Source organism: Lacinutrix sp., from assembly GCF_037625555.1.
Lineage (GTDB): Bacteria > Bacteroidota > Bacteroidia > Flavobacteriales > Flavobacteriaceae > Lacinutrix.
Window position 1 is genome coordinate 1 of record NZ_JASJHV010000091.1, and the last position, 13122, is coordinate 13122.

General features: G+C 29.2%; 19 protein-coding genes. 10 read left to right on the plus strand and 9 right to left on the minus strand.

Translation table 11 applies throughout. The features are described from left to right. Positions 1-248 precede the first annotated feature (248 nt). A complete protein-coding gene (locus QNK89_RS07700; RefSeq protein ID WP_340170431.1) occupies positions 249-635 on the plus strand; it encodes a hypothetical protein in 387 nt (128 codons plus the stop codon). 258 nt (positions 636-893) lie between these two features. On the opposite strand, the gene QNK89_RS07705 is transcribed toward QNK89_RS07700, so the two are convergent. After that, positions 894-1751 carry an alpha/beta hydrolase gene (locus QNK89_RS07705; protein ID WP_340170432.1) on the minus strand — a complete coding sequence of 286 codons (858 nt, stop codon included), beginning with the start codon at positions 1749-1751 and terminating at the stop codon, positions 894-896. Between the two features lie 46 nt (positions 1752-1797). On the opposite strand from QNK89_RS07705, the gene QNK89_RS07710 reads away from it, so the two are divergent. Together QNK89_RS07710 and QNK89_RS07715 are read left to right on the plus strand one after the other, a co-directional pair. After that, a complete protein-coding gene (locus tag QNK89_RS07710) occupies positions 1798-2418 on the plus strand; it encodes an L-threonylcarbamoyladenylate synthase (protein WP_340170433.1) in 621 nt (206 codons plus the stop codon). Between the two features lie 287 nt (positions 2419-2705). Continuing rightward, entirely contained in the window at positions 2706-2861 is a 156-nt protein-coding gene (locus tag QNK89_RS07715) for a hypothetical protein (RefSeq protein WP_340170434.1), read from the plus strand. A 57-nt stretch (positions 2862-2918) separates the two neighbouring features. Here the strand turns inward: QNK89_RS07715 and QNK89_RS07720 are convergent, their stop codons facing one another. The 3 genes from QNK89_RS07720 to QNK89_RS07730 form a co-directional block, all read right to left on the minus strand. Next, the gene (locus QNK89_RS07720; RefSeq protein WP_340170435.1) at positions 2919-3797 is read right to left on the minus strand and encodes an OmpA family protein; all 879 of its coding nucleotides are present in this window, start codon (positions 3795-3797) and stop codon (positions 2919-2921) included. A 92-nt stretch (positions 3798-3889) separates the two neighbouring features. After that, positions 3890-4882, minus strand: coding sequence for a glycosyltransferase family 2 protein (locus QNK89_RS07725; protein WP_340170436.1), 993 nt, complete (start codon positions 4880-4882; stop codon positions 3890-3892). Further along, on the minus strand, positions 4879-5325 hold the full coding sequence (locus QNK89_RS07730) for a type I restriction enzyme HsdR N-terminal domain-containing protein (RefSeq protein WP_340170437.1): 447 nt from the start codon (positions 5323-5325) through the stop codon (positions 4879-4881). The genes QNK89_RS07725 and QNK89_RS07730 overlap by 4 nt, the downstream gene beginning before the upstream one ends. 122 nt (positions 5326-5447) lie before the next feature. Here QNK89_RS07730 and holA point away from each other — a divergent pair, with 122 nt between their 5' ends. The 6 genes from holA (at position 5448) to QNK89_RS07760 (ending at position 9140) form a co-directional block, all read left to right on the plus strand. Next, positions 5448-6452 (plus strand): DNA polymerase III subunit delta, encoded by a 1005-nt coding sequence (gene holA / locus QNK89_RS07735; protein WP_340170438.1) that lies wholly within the window; start codon positions 5448-5450, stop codon positions 6450-6452. 50 nt (positions 6453-6502) lie between these two features. Then, the gene (locus QNK89_RS07740) at positions 6503-6982 is read left to right on the plus strand and encodes a hypothetical protein (RefSeq protein WP_340170439.1); all 480 of its coding nucleotides are present in this window, start codon (positions 6503-6505) and stop codon (positions 6980-6982) included. A 120-nt stretch (positions 6983-7102) separates the two neighbouring features. After that, positions 7103-7411: a hypothetical protein gene (locus tag QNK89_RS07745; RefSeq protein WP_340170440.1), complete on the plus strand. Its 309-nt coding sequence runs from the start codon at positions 7103-7105 to the stop codon at positions 7409-7411. 11 nt (positions 7412-7422) lie between these two features. After that, complete coding sequence (locus tag QNK89_RS07750; RefSeq protein ID WP_340170441.1) at positions 7423-7785, plus strand: cupin domain-containing protein; 363 nt, start codon at positions 7423-7425, stop codon at positions 7783-7785. A 45-nt stretch (positions 7786-7830) separates the two neighbouring features. Continuing rightward, the gene (locus tag QNK89_RS07755; protein ID WP_340170442.1) at positions 7831-8157 is read left to right on the plus strand and encodes a hypothetical protein; all 327 of its coding nucleotides are present in this window, start codon (positions 7831-7833) and stop codon (positions 8155-8157) included. A gap of 239 nt (positions 8158-8396) precedes the next feature. Next, the gene (locus QNK89_RS07760; RefSeq protein ID WP_340170443.1) at positions 8397-9140 is read left to right on the plus strand and encodes a hypothetical protein; all 744 of its coding nucleotides are present in this window, start codon (positions 8397-8399) and stop codon (positions 9138-9140) included. Between the two features lie 499 nt (positions 9141-9639). Here the strand turns inward: QNK89_RS07760 and QNK89_RS07765 are convergent, their stop codons facing one another. From QNK89_RS07765 to QNK89_RS07785, 5 genes are all read right to left on the minus strand, one after another. Next, positions 9640-10308, minus strand: a complete 669-nt coding sequence (locus QNK89_RS07765) for a class I SAM-dependent methyltransferase (RefSeq protein WP_340170444.1) — start codon at positions 10306-10308, stop codon at positions 9640-9642. A gap of 41 nt (positions 10309-10349) precedes the next feature. Further along, entirely contained in the window at positions 10350-10757 is a 408-nt protein-coding gene (locus tag QNK89_RS07770) for an RDD family protein (protein WP_340170445.1), read from the minus strand. 9 nt (positions 10758-10766) lie between these two features. Next, positions 10767-11237, minus strand: a complete 471-nt coding sequence (locus QNK89_RS07775; protein ID WP_340170446.1) for a hypothetical protein — start codon at positions 11235-11237, stop codon at positions 10767-10769. 17 nt (positions 11238-11254) lie between these two features. Beyond that, positions 11255-11524, minus strand: coding sequence for a DUF202 domain-containing protein (locus QNK89_RS07780; RefSeq protein WP_340170447.1), 270 nt, complete (start codon positions 11522-11524; stop codon positions 11255-11257). A 342-nt stretch (positions 11525-11866) separates the two neighbouring features. Next, positions 11867-12160: a hypothetical protein gene (locus QNK89_RS07785; RefSeq protein WP_340170448.1), complete on the minus strand. Its 294-nt coding sequence runs from the start codon at positions 12158-12160 to the stop codon at positions 11867-11869. Positions 12161-12780: 620 nt separating this feature from the next. Between QNK89_RS07785 and QNK89_RS07790 the strand changes: the two genes are divergently transcribed. After that, the coding region (locus tag QNK89_RS07790) for a hypothetical protein (protein WP_340170449.1) at positions 12781-13122 on the plus strand (342 nt) is incomplete at its 3' end.

Below are 13122 nucleotides of genomic sequence, written 5' to 3' on the forward strand. Positions count from 1 at the left end.
ATGTAGGTATTGAGTTTTAAAAAAAACAAAACAAATGGGCTTTAGTAGATACTAATAAGGACAAACTTATTATTCCTTTCGAAATAGATTCTGTACTTACCTCATACAAAATAACAGGAATTTTAAGTTATATTATTAAAAAAAATAATAAATGGAAACCTGTAGCTTTCGATAAAAAACACAAAATAAAAGAGAGTGAACCATCTTCCGGTTTAATTAAAAAAGAATTAGATAAAGACTTCCGTAAAATGTACGATTATGGCTGGAGACGATTTCCAGTGGTATTTAATGGTAAACATGGTGTAATGAATAAAAACTACGAAACCATTGTACCTGTAAAGTACGATTATGTTCTAGATTTATTTGATGCGTTATCAAAATACAAAAATGATACAATCTCGTATTTAATATACAACAATAATAAGGTTGGTATAATAACAAATACGCTAATTATAGAGCCAAAATTTGAAGACATTGGTTTAAAGTACCCTACATATTATGGAGATTTTGGAAAGCATAAATTATTATATAACAAAGACTTTTTCGGATTTAAATTAGATGGAAAATATGGTGTTATGAACTACGATTTAGAGATGGTTGTTCCAAACGAGTACGACTCTATAGTGTATTGTTAATCTAATTTAGACGAAGACGATGTTAAAAAAGGAAAATTTATTGTTAGTAAGAACAGTAAATTTGGTGTTATTAATGCTAAGAATGAAGTTCTTGTTCCTTTTCAATATTTAAGTATCGATTATAAAGGATTGAGTTACGATGATGGTGAAATTTTTATGGTTAGAAAAAAACGAAAATACAGAATAGTAAACGCACAGCAAAAAATTTTAAAACCACTTGAATTTACTAAAGATGAGTTAAAATATTTTTAATCTTTTTTAATGATGCGTTTCAATAAAAGCTTTAAGTTTAGTCCATGTGTCTAATAAATTAATACCAATCCAACCATGTCCTTCGTTTGGATAAAACGAGAATTCATGATCTATGTTTAATACTGTTAATCTAGCATCCATTTCTTCACCTTGAGAATTTGGTATTAATGGATCCATACCTCCATAAAATAGAGTGGTAGGAGGAGAAATAACTTTAACTTGATGATAAGGACTATATAGTTCTGCAAATTCTACAGATGGAGTAACACCATAAAACAAAAATACAGGATTAACTATAGATGCGTAAGCAGGATCTGTAAAATTTGTTGGACCAACAATACTGGCTACCATATTAACATTGTTTTCTGTATCATAATTATAGCTCCATAACATAGATAAATGTGCACCAGCACTTACACCTACAAACCCATATTCTTGAGAAATAATATAATTACTTTGATTTGTTTTTAAATGATTGATAACAGAAGTAATATCATTAAGTTGCATTGGAAAAGGCGAAATACCTTGAGATGCCAAACGGTAATTAATATTTACAATAACATAGCTTGGTAATTCTTCTTGAGCAATAGTTTTGTAAGGATCCATCTCTGCTTTATCGCCAGAAGTCCAACCACCACCATGAACTAAAATAAGAACCTTAGTGTTTTCGTCTCGGTTTTCTGGTAAATAAATATCATAAACTTGATCATTATGATTACCATAAGATACCTCTAGAAATTGAGCAGCAGCTATGTTGGTATTTGTGTCTATAGGAGTTGGAGACGTGTCAGAATCTTCAGAACAAGAAAAAAAGACCGTTAATATTAAAATTACAAATAAATAATGTTGAGATATTTTTTTCATAAACAAATTAGTATTTACTTTAGTAAAGTAGTTAAAGATACTTATTATGGCAGACTTTATTAAAATATACGAAGAAAATCCTAATCCTAAGGAGATTAAAAAAGTACTTGAGGTTTTAAAAAAAGGAGGATTAGTAATCTATCCAACAGATACTGTTTATGGTTTAGGTTGCGATATAAACAACGCTAAATCCTTAGAGCGTATAGCAAGAATTAAAGGTGTAAAACTTGAAAAGGCTAAATTATCTTTAATTTGTTATGACTTAAGTAATTTAAGCGACTATGTAAAGCAAATAAACTCAAGTACTTTTAAAATATTAAAACGGGCTTTACCAGGACCTTATACTTTTATTTTGCCAGGTTCGAAATCTCTACCATCTGTTTTTAAAAAGAAAAAAGAAGTAGGAATAAGAATACCAGATAATAATATAACTCTAGAAATAGTAAAAGCATTAGGTAATCCATTAGTATCTACTTCTATAAGAGATGAAGATGAAATTTTAGAATATACTACAGATCCAGAACTAATTTTTGAGAAATGGGATAACCTTGTAGATCTTGTAATAAATGGAGGTTATGGTGGAAATGAAGGCTCTACTATTGTAGATTTATCTAAAGATGAGCCAGAGATAATTAGAGAAGGTAAAGGGAGTTTAGATATTTTTTAGTTTTGTTAAAAGTTGCGTCATTTCGGGTAATTTATGAAGAATGAGAAAATTGTATCGAGAAGTATTTAATTTTTAAAATAGAACTTATGAAACCAACTAATAATCATATTAATTATATAGAATTTAAAGCACAGGATTTAGAAGTAATAAAGGCTTTTTATATTAAAGTATTCAATTAGAAATTTATAGATTATGGTGAGAGTTACTGTTCCTTTTCTAATAAAGAATCTTGACTAGATAGAGGATTCGAAAAAACTAACAAGGCTATTTTTAATGGAGCACTAGTAGTGCTTTACCATGAAGATTTAGAAAAAACAAAAGCAACAGTTATAGCTACAGGAGGAAAAATCTCTGTAGATATTTTTACTTTTCCAGGAGGAAAACGCTTTCAGTTTTTAGATCCATCTGGAAACGAATTAGCCGTTTGGTGCTATATAGATTAAACATAAAAAAGCCCAATCGTAAGATTGAGCTTTTTAGTTTTTATAATTATCTAAAGATTATTCTTCTTGAGATAAATTTTTCATTTCCGTTTCAATCATTTCATAGAATTGATCAATTTTTGGAAGAATATATATTTTAGTTCTTCTGTTAATTGCTCTGTTTGTTGGAGAGTTGTTAGCTACTAAAGGCAAATGGTCTCCACGACCTGCTGCTATTAACTGCTCTGGCTTAACACCTAATTCTTGTAATGCTCTAACAATTGCTGTACTACGTTTAACACTTAAATCCCAGTTGTCTAATAAAACGCCTTTACTGTATGCTACATTATCTGTATGGCCTTCTACCATAGCTTCAAAGTTTGGTTTACCGTTAATTACTGTAGCAACTTTTCCTAAAATAACGTTTGCTCTTGGCGAAATGTTATAGCTTCCTGTTGTAAATAGTAACTTATCAGATAGAGAAATAAAAACAACGCTTTTTTCAACGTTAATTTCAATGTCTTCATCATTTAATCCAACTTCTTTCTTTAAGCTCGTTACCAAAGCAAGAGTTACACTATCTTTTTTAGTTAAAGCATCTTGTAAACGAGATATTTTTAATTCTTTTTCTCTAATGCTTTCTAAAGATTTTTCTAAGTTTTTTGCACCTTGAGTTGTTAAAACCGTCATGCCTTGACTGGTTTCAATAAGTGCTTTGTTACTAGATTTTAAATCTGTTAAAGCGTCTTTGGCATCTTTTAAACGTTGATTTATCTCTAAAATTCTAGCAGAAGCTGCTGCTTCGTCTGCTAAACATTTGTTTAGTTTAACAGTTGCGCTATTTAAAAGATCTTGAGTAGATTTTTGTTTTTCTTCTAGTGCTAAAAAGTCTTTTTTAGACACACATGAACTTAATGTTAATAGTGCTACAGCACTAAGTACTAATAGTTTTTTCATGATTATTTATAAGATAAAATTAATTCTAAATTTCAAAAGTAACTATTTTAAATATGTTAAAACAAGTATTAACAAAATTTTTACTAAAACTTTTATAAGTCTGTAAAATGTTTCTTGTTACTAGCAAAATAAGACCACAAAATAGATTTTGTTTTGTAATATTCTGTGTTGTTTTGAGTAAGTTCTTTTCGTTGTTTTAACAACTTAGGTAACCTAGCATAAAAGCTAAAGTGAGCATTAAATATAGCAAAAATATGAGAGAATTGCAAGCGTATTAAAAATTTAAAAGCAGCCAAGCCATCTAAGCTTAGTCTTGCAAAAAGTAGAAAGAAAATATTACCATTGGCATTTTTTGTTAGAGTGGCTAGACTATTTCTAAAATTTAAATACGTTTTTTTAGGGTTGCTTGCATTTAAGGTTGCACCACCAACATGATATACGACAGCGCTTGAAACATATTTTGATATGTAGCCTAAATTAAAAGCTCTCCAACATAAATCTACTTCTTCCATATGTGCAAAAAACGTTTCATCAAAACCATTTAAGGTATTAAAAGTGTCTTTTCTTATAAAAAAGCAAGCTCCAGAAGCCCAAAAAATCTCAGTAATTGTATTATATTGTCCTTCGTCTTCTTCTACAGTGTTAAAAAGACGACCTTTACAAAACGGATAACCATATTTATCTATAAAACCACCAGCTGCTCCAGCATATTCAAAATGTGTTTTTTTCTTGAAGTCTAATATTTTAGGTTGAATAACAGCGGTGTTTTCTTCAGCTTTAAAGGTTTCAATAACAGGTGTTAACCAATTTTTAGTAACTTCAATATCACTATTTACCAAACAGAATATGTCTTCTTCCAAATGTTTTAAAGCGTCGTTGTAGCCTTTAGCATAACCACCATTAGTAGTGTTTTGTATTATTTTTACGTGTGGAAATTCGGCTTTTAAAAAAGAAACAGAATCATCTGTAGAGGCATTATCAGCAACATAAACTGTTGCTTCTGGAGAATTGGCAATAACAGATGGTAAAAACGCTTCTAAAAGTGTTTTTCCGTTCCAATTTAATATTACTACTGCTATTCTCATTTTTTATAATCTGGTATCTCTTTTAAAAACGTATACTTTTCTGCTTTAAAATCCATTACACAATAATAATGATTTAAGCCATTTGTCACCATAAGGTAAGTGGCATTTAATGCTAAATTATAACGTGCAACTTGATCGAAAGTGTCTTGTTTAATTTTTATTTTTGGTGCTTTACACTCAACAATAAGGTGTATACTACCATCTTTATTAAAAATAACAATATCGTAACGTTTTTTTAAATTGTTAACTTTTAGTTCCTTTTCAACGTTGATTAATGATTTTGGATAATGTTTTTCTTCAATTAAATATTGTACACAATGTTGCCTAACCCATTCTTCGGGTTGTAAAATCACAAATTTTTTACGAATAGCATCGAATATAGATACTTTATTTTCGCTATTTTTGAATCGGAACGAATATTTAGGGAAATTTAATTTTTTCACTGCACAAATTTATAACTATAACGTTACTTCCAGTTATTTTTGCTAAAAAATTTATCGAACAGTACGCGATATTTTTACAAAAAGTCTTTAAAGTGCGCTAATAAAATATTGAAATTACAATTTTGGACGATATTAAAAAACTAGTTACAGACATAAATAATAAAAATCTTGCACCTATTTATTTGCTAATGGGTGAGGAGGCTTATTATATAGATAAAATTTCAGATTATATAGAAGCAAATGTTTTAGCCGAAGAAGAGAAAGGTTTTAACCAAATGGTTTTATATGGTAGAGATGTAACCATAGAAGATGTTGTTAGTAATGCTAAGCGCTATCCTATGATGGCAGATAAACAAGTGGTAATTGTAAAAGAAGCCCAAGATTTATCGCGTACTATAGAAAAGTTAGCAGACTATGCAAAAAATCCGCAACCATCCACAGTTTTAGTGCTTTGCTATAAATATAAAACGGTAGATAAACGTAAAACTGTTTATAAAAACATAAAAAAAGTAGGTGTTGTTTTCGAAAGCAAAAAGTTTTACGATAATCAAGTTCCAGATTGGATTAGAAGAACCTTAGCTACAAAAGGTTATAAAATCACACCAAAAGCATCACAAATGTTATTGGAGTTTTTAGGTACTAGTTTAAGTAAAATTAATAATGAGTTAGAAAAACTTCAGATTGTTTTACCTCAAAGCACAGAAATTTCACCATTGCATATTGAAGAAAATATAGGAATTAGTAAAGACTATAATAATTTCGAATTACGAAAAGCCATAGGCTCTAGAGATGATGCTAAGGCTTTTAAAATTGTTAATTATTTTGGAGATAACCCAAAAGACAACCCAATGGTTGTAACGGTTTCATTGCTTTTTAACTTTTTCTCACAATTATTGCAATTGCATGGAATGAGCGATAAATCGCCAAGAAGTATTACCTCTGCTTTACGTGTAAACCCTTATTTTGTTAACGAGTATTTAGATGCTGCAAGACATTTTCCAATGCGAAAAGTGAGTGGTGTTATTGCAACTATTAGAGAGTTCGATTTAAAAAGTAAAGGCGTTAATGCTAATGCAGTACCTCAAAAAGACTTACTAAAAGAGTTACTAGTTAGAATTTTAAATTAGTATTTACTTTTTAACCTCAATCTTATAAAACATTACAAACTATATATAAAATGAAACTATTAAAATACACATTTTTATGCGCAATCCTTTTAACAATGTCTTGTAAAGACTCGCAAAAAGAAGCTATTACTGAAAAAACAGAATATAAAAAAGAAAGCGCTACAAAAACAGTTGCTTTAGAGTCTGTTTGGAAAACAAATACAACGCTAACCACTAGTGAAGGTGTGTGTTATGATGCTACTAAAAATGTTATTTATGTATCTAATATTGGTGCAGTGCCACCAAATACTAAAGATGGAGATGGTACATTATCTATTATAGATACAGATGGAAAAATAATGACACAAAATTGGATAACAGGCTTAAATGCACCAAAAGGAATTACTATTTATAATGGTAAACTTTATGTGGCAGATATCAACGAAGTTATAAAAGTAGATATTGAAACAGGAATAATAGACAAGCGTATTAAAATTGAAGCCTCACTTTTTTTAAACGATGTAGATGTAGATGCTAGTGGTACAGTTTAGGTTTCTGATACTTATGGAAACAAAATTCATACCATTACTAACGATGAAGTTTCTGTATGGAAAACCTTTACAGATTTTAATCCTAATGGTGTTTTAGTAGAAGACAATCACATTGTTGTAGTGTCTTACAGTAACGGAAATTTAATTGCAATAGATAAAGAATCTAAAGAGGAAACACTTTTAGCAAAAGGAATAAATGGAGGAGATGGTATTGTTACTATTCCAGATGGTTATTTAGTTTCTAATTGGTCTGGAGAGGTTTATTTTGCTGCAAACAATCTAAAAGGAGAAGCAGCTGCTTTAATTTTAGACACTAAAGAAGCCAAAGTAAATGCTGCAGATATAGCTATAATTCCTGAGCTTAATTTGTTATTGGCACCTACGTTTTTTGCAAACACAGTAGAAGCTTATAAGATTACAGTAAATTAATAGCCTTTAAAATGAAGTACACTCTGTTATTACTTGTTTTAGTAGTCTTTTCATGTAAACCTACCCAAAAACTTCCAGACCCTTTACAAGCAGGTTGGGAAGGTGAAAAAGTATGTGAGGTTTTAAGTGAAACAAAAAAACAGCGTGTTTTAAAATGTACGTTTCCACCAAAAGTTGGGTACGAGAAACATTACCACAAACCACATTTTGGTTATACAATTGCAGGAAGCACCTTCCAGATTACAGATAATAAAGGCACTCGCAATGTTCCTGTTACAACCGGAACAAATTGGGTTAAAACCGATTTAACTGAACACGAAGTGTTAAATGTTGGAGATAGCATAGCAGTGTTTTTAATAATTGAGCCTAAGTAATAATAATTTGCTTTAACCATTTTTAAAAAGTAGCATAAACTACAAATGACACAAGAACAAGAAGAAATATGGAATAACATTCGAAATTTTGAAATAGACGACATAGATTCTTCTTTTATATTTACTGCTAGATTAGCTAGAGAAAACGATTGGTCTTTAGAATATGCATTGAGTGCTATACTTGAATACAAAAAATTTATTTTTCTAATTACTATTTCCGATTTCCCGCAAACACCTTCAGACCAAATAGACCAAGTTTGGCATCTTCACTTGCTTTACACAGAGTCTTATTGGATAGAACTTTGTAAACATACCATAAATAAAAACATACATCACGGACCAACAAAAGGTGCAGGAAAGAGGTTTGTTTAAAGAACAGTATTTAAAAACACTTGGTTTCTACGAGTTAATGTTCAATAAAAAACCACCAAAAGACATTTGGTTAAATGTTAATACAAGGTTTAAGGATATAAATTTTATAATAGTAAATAGAAAAAAAATTGGGTAATACCAAAACTACGCTTTAAAAAATAATAAAAATATTATCTAAAATAACTTCTGCAGAAACTATGCTAATTTTATATTCTACGTATGTAGAATTAAAAAATTTAATGAAATACACTTTCATGGATTTACTTCTAAAAAAAGTAATTGAAATTAAAGAAATAAGTAAAAAACCGCATCCCAAAGATAAGTATACAAGAACATATACTTATGTGGTTTCAGGAAAGAATTTTAGAAAATACAGACCAAAAAATCATGAATCCATTTTTTTAAGCCCATTCAACAAAGAGCAAGACTTTGAGATATTATTTAATAATTTTATTAAAATGGTTTATGATGCGTCTAAAGGGAGTTGGAATTTTAAAAAGCTAAATAAAAGTAATCTAGAAGTAACAACATTTTTTAAATCATCTGTTTTACTAAGTCTTTTTAAATTATATAAATTAACAGATAAAGGAATTTTAGTAAGAACAGATATTGATAATTATTTAAATGGCATCGATAAAAGCATTGATAATCTATTACATAACGATAAGAAAAAAGGCATAGAGCTTTTATTAAATATTGGCGGAAATATTTTTTTACTTAAAAATTTAGATTTTCAATTGCTTAAAAAAATTGATAAAGAAATACTTAATCAACATCGCGTACTAAATACAGATACTTACGATTCTACCAGTAATTCATGGTTGTACATGGACTTTTATGAGGATGATTATATGTTCGATTCTTATTTTGATAGTTTTGACGACACTTTAGATTCTTTTGATACAGAATTTGATGCTTCAGGATGCTATAGTGGTTGCTATAGTGGAGGAAGTAGTTGTGGAGGTTGTGGAGGCTGCCATTAAAAATTCTTAAAATATTTAATCTAAAATCTATTTGGTACAACATCTGATTGACCTTTTAAAGTGTCTAGATGAAAAAAAATAATGACTAATACATAAAAAAACTTAAAAATAGTGAGACTTTACATTATTAGTTTAATCTGTATTGTCTGCTATTTTTATTAGAGAATTCTACCAACATAACTTAACTCGTTCAAATATCTGAAAAAGGTCGTTCTGGAAGTTTTCCGACCTTTTTTTCTAACAGGATTATTCAAATACTGATTATTAGTAGTCGGAATAGGAATTATTATAATTCTAACTTTTTTATTAATCCGAGAAAGAAAAAACCAATTGAATAAATAAAAACATCTAGTAATCACGTATAAAAAAAATGTAATTAATACTTAATTAAAGTTCTTTTCATGTTTGTAACGTCTGATTTTACTTCGGAAAATTCTGGCAAAAAAATCCGCAAATATTATTTTTCATCAACGTATATCAAATTACCTAAATTTTTAATTTAAACCATTTTATAAAACGTAGTTACAATTACGCCTTTGTTATTGTTTAAATTAACAGCAAATAATTGAGTTTCTTCTTTAAACTTAAAATTAAAAGGTGAAGCTAAAAGATTAATACCACTTTGTTTTTTTAGCCTTATACCTTGTCCAGAAATAATATCTTTATTAGGTGTAAAATGGCCTTCTGGTAGATGCTCTGTTAAAACAACATAGTTGTATTGGGTTAGTTTACTAAGTATTTGTTGTATTTCTTTATTAGATAGGTGTTGTAATACTTGCCTTAGTATTGCGCAATCTCCAGGTGGTAAATTATCTACTGCAATGTCTAAGCATATAAATTGTAGTTGTTCTGCTTTAAAAGTATTGTTATTATATGTAATTAAATCGGGCACTATATCTACACCAATATATTTTTTGGTATTCTGTAGTAGTTTGCTTCCTATATTAAAATCGCCACAACCTAAATCGCAAACCACAAGAGGTATCTTAAAAGATTTTAAAAAACTACTAACACTATCTATATATGGCTTTACTAATTCTGGAGCATGAGAACCTTCTCCAGAGTAAAAAAGAGTATTATTATTTCCCCAAAGGTAATTTGAATACACTTGAGCCATTGCAGCTTTTGTAGGCCAAGGTTTTTTTGTCTTGTTTTCTTTTTTACTCATTAATGTTAAAGCAACAATTTGCTAAATTTAGTATCATGTTTTTAGTCTTCTGCTTCAACAATAATTACAACGGTATTTGCTATTAAATCATGAATTGCTTTTTTCTTTATATCACCACTTATTGTTAATAAAGAAATCCAGTCTAAAAAGCTTTCAATAAGAAACCTAATAATAGCTATAGGTAAGCTTATGTTTTCTCCTTTTTCGCTATCTTTTTGAACGAGTAAATTACAAAATATATGTCCTAAACTTGCACCAAAAAAACTCACGAATAAGGGTTCGTAAAGCAGGAAGATAAGCGTATAAACTATTCCTCTTGTATTGCCACTTATGGTTTCAAACCCATCTAATAGTAATGTAACAGAATAAATAATCATCATGATTAAAATGGCATCTATAATAGCTGCTTTTACTCTTTTAAAAACACTTGCATGATTTAATTCGCTCATAAAATCTAGTTATAAATTGTCTAATTCGTTAGTGTAATCGTACTGTAAATCTTCATGCAAGGCTAATACTTTTTTTGTGATGGCTTCTATATTACGCTCGTAAATATTTGTTAGTGTAGTGTTTCTAGATATAGAAGGTTTCATTGCCTTTAACTGTTTGCAAAAGTAGAGTAGGAGTTCTACTTCTGTTTCTTTATTAAGCGAATAACGAATGTACTTTTTAGTGTTTCTAAGAATCTTACGAACACTTTTTTTAATATAGAAATAGCTATCTGTATTAATAAGTTCGAACTGTTCGTCTATTTCTTGTTTTACGGTTTCTATATAACCAGTTTCGCTATCTGCTTCAAAAAGCAAATAAGTAAGTAATTCTTTATTCTCTTTTTTAAAACGTGATAGCCTCAAACAAAGCTCAGCAAGCTCTTGGTTAGACTTATGTTTTAATTCTTTTCTTATGGTAACTACAGATACTGCTTTCATATAAAATAATAGTGCTCTTAGTTTTGTAAATTATAATGCTTTTTAATAGTGCTTTTCACCCTAAACAAACGCACAATACCTATTATTAATATTATTGGTGAAATAATGGTTAAAACAATGCCAAAGATTTTAAGGTCTGTTAAAAATTTTAATTTCAGTATTGTTTTACCAGAACCTAAAAACACTACAAACGTTCTAAAATAGGCTAAGAAAGTACGTTCGTCAGCTAGTTTAGTTCGCTCGATGGCTAACCAGTCTCGTGTTGTTAAATCGTTTTCTTCTATCATAAAACAAGGTGGACTTTGTTGCTTCCTAATAAATAGTTTTTTCAGATTAATTATTAATTAAAAATGAAAGTATCTTTTCTATAAAATTAATGAATTGAAATGCATTTTAATATAAAAACTCTAAAAAAAATAAAAAGCTAGTAAGAAGAATAATCTCACTAGCTTTTTTTAATCTATAACTATTGGTAATAGTGTTACCAGGTCATTTTATTAAACCAATAACGATCACCATAGTTTGTAATGTAATATACCATTGCATAGTCTTTTACTGCTCTAACTGTTTTAGGTAGTACAAATGGAATGGTAGACGATCCATTTTGATATGGTATAACAGTTGGTCTATTAAAAGTGGTTTTTGTTATCTGTAAAAAAGGTGCTTAAGGTAATGTGTCTATCATTATTTGAAAACACGCATACACCATTTTCTAAAAATAATGTAGATATGGATCCTTTCTCTTTTGCTTGATTTTTTAATTTTTCAGAAGAAAATAAAGGTGAAAAGCTTTTTAAAGTGCCTTTAGTATCAAAATTTACAATAACACTAGAACCATATGTATAAAAATAATCTAAATCTTTAGTTGTCGTGTTTCCACTTTTTCTAAACTCACTATCGTATAGATACTTTTCACCAATCATGAAAATATCGTCGCCTTGAACTTTGACATCTACAACTTGTAAACTTTTTAGGTCTTTAGCATCTAATGTGTCGCTCCATTCATGAATTCCAATAAGCTTATTTGTAACTAAGTCTTACAGGAATCCGCCATCGTTATTATCTCCTTCTTTACTGTTTATTCTAATAACCGATTTTTTACCATTCCAGAAAAAACCTGTTAGCATTGGTTGCCCATTTACTAAATTTACTTAAAAATATTCCACTTTGGTATGAAGACGTACATTTATACTAAGCAATCGTTAAAAATTTAATTATTATAAAGCTAATTAATTTACTCTTATTTTTATGTTTATGTCACGTAAAGTGTCATCAAATTATAAATTTTTAAAATAAAAAAGAACGCTAAAGCGCTCTTTCAAAAAACATCTAATTGTTTTTTATCAACTAACAGGTGTGAATTAAGCCACGGTCTTAAAAAATTACAAATCCAATGTAGGCGGATATATTAGTCATTGAATTCTCCGATAAACTTTTATCAGAACCAAGGAAAGCTCTAGCACCAAACCTTAGATTATCGTAATAATAAGTCAAGTCAATGATAGGTCCAAACCCTTTCAATGTGATTAAAAATAAGGACATTATGAAAGCATTTAAATACATTCTCATTTTAGCAGTAATTTCTCTAGTATTTGCTTGTAGCAAAGATGATGATAATGATCAGAAACAAGATTTACAGCAATACAATTCTCAAATTTGCAATGGATTAGCTGGTCCTGAGGCCATCTATTGGGATAGCAGTCATAGTTTAATGACTTCTTTGTCGCAAATCCCAACCATTGCAAATCCCGGACAACAGTTTATTCATTTGCAATATCCAGCATTGGATTTTATAAAGCCTCAAGGTTACACTGCTCAAGAAATTACAGATCAACAAACAGGTACTATTGGAGTTAATGTATTCAGAACTGATAATAATGTGGTT

Coding starts and splice junctions, on each gene's coding strand:
- QNK89_RS07700 (WP_340170431.1), top strand. CDS start 249: ATGTACGATTATGGCTGGAGACGATTTCCAGTGGTATTTAATGGTAAA.
- QNK89_RS07705 (WP_340170432.1), bottom strand. CDS start 1,751: ATGAAAAAAATATCTCAACATTATTTATTTGTAATTTTAATATTAACG.
- QNK89_RS07710 (WP_340170433.1), top strand. CDS start 1,798: ATGGCAGACTTTATTAAAATATACGAAGAAAATCCTAATCCTAAGGAG.
- QNK89_RS07720 (WP_340170435.1), bottom strand. CDS start 3,797: ATGAAAAAACTATTAGTACTTAGTGCTGTAGCACTATTAACATTAAGT.
- QNK89_RS07725 (WP_340170436.1), bottom strand. CDS start 4,882: ATGAGAATAGCAGTAGTAATATTAAATTGGAACGGAAAAACACTTTTA.
- QNK89_RS07740 (WP_340170439.1), top strand. CDS start 6,503: ATGAAACTATTAAAATACACATTTTTATGCGCAATCCTTTTAACAATG.
- QNK89_RS07750 (WP_340170441.1), top strand. CDS start 7,423: ATGAAGTACACTCTGTTATTACTTGTTTTAGTAGTCTTTTCATGTAAA.
- QNK89_RS07755 (WP_340170442.1), top strand. CDS start 7,831: ATGACACAAGAACAAGAAGAAATATGGAATAACATTCGAAATTTTGAA.
- QNK89_RS07760 (WP_340170443.1), top strand. CDS start 8,397: ATGAAATACACTTTCATGGATTTACTTCTAAAAAAAGTAATTGAAATT.
- QNK89_RS07765 (WP_340170444.1), bottom strand. CDS start 10,308: ATGAGTAAAAAAGAAAACAAGACAAAAAAACCTTGGCCTACAAAAGCT.
- QNK89_RS07770 (WP_340170445.1), bottom strand. CDS start 10,757: ATGAGCGAATTAAATCATGCAAGTGTTTTTAAAAGAGTAAAAGCAGCT.
- QNK89_RS07775 (WP_340170446.1), bottom strand. CDS start 11,237: ATGAAAGCAGTATCTGTAGTTACCATAAGAAAAGAATTAAAACATAAG.
- QNK89_RS07780 (WP_340170447.1), bottom strand. CDS start 11,524: ATGATAGAAGAAAACGATTTAACAACACGAGACTGGTTAGCCATCGAG.
- QNK89_RS07785 (WP_340170448.1), bottom strand. CDS start 12,160: ATGATTGGTGAAAAGTATCTATACGATAGTGAGTTTAGAAAAAGTGGA.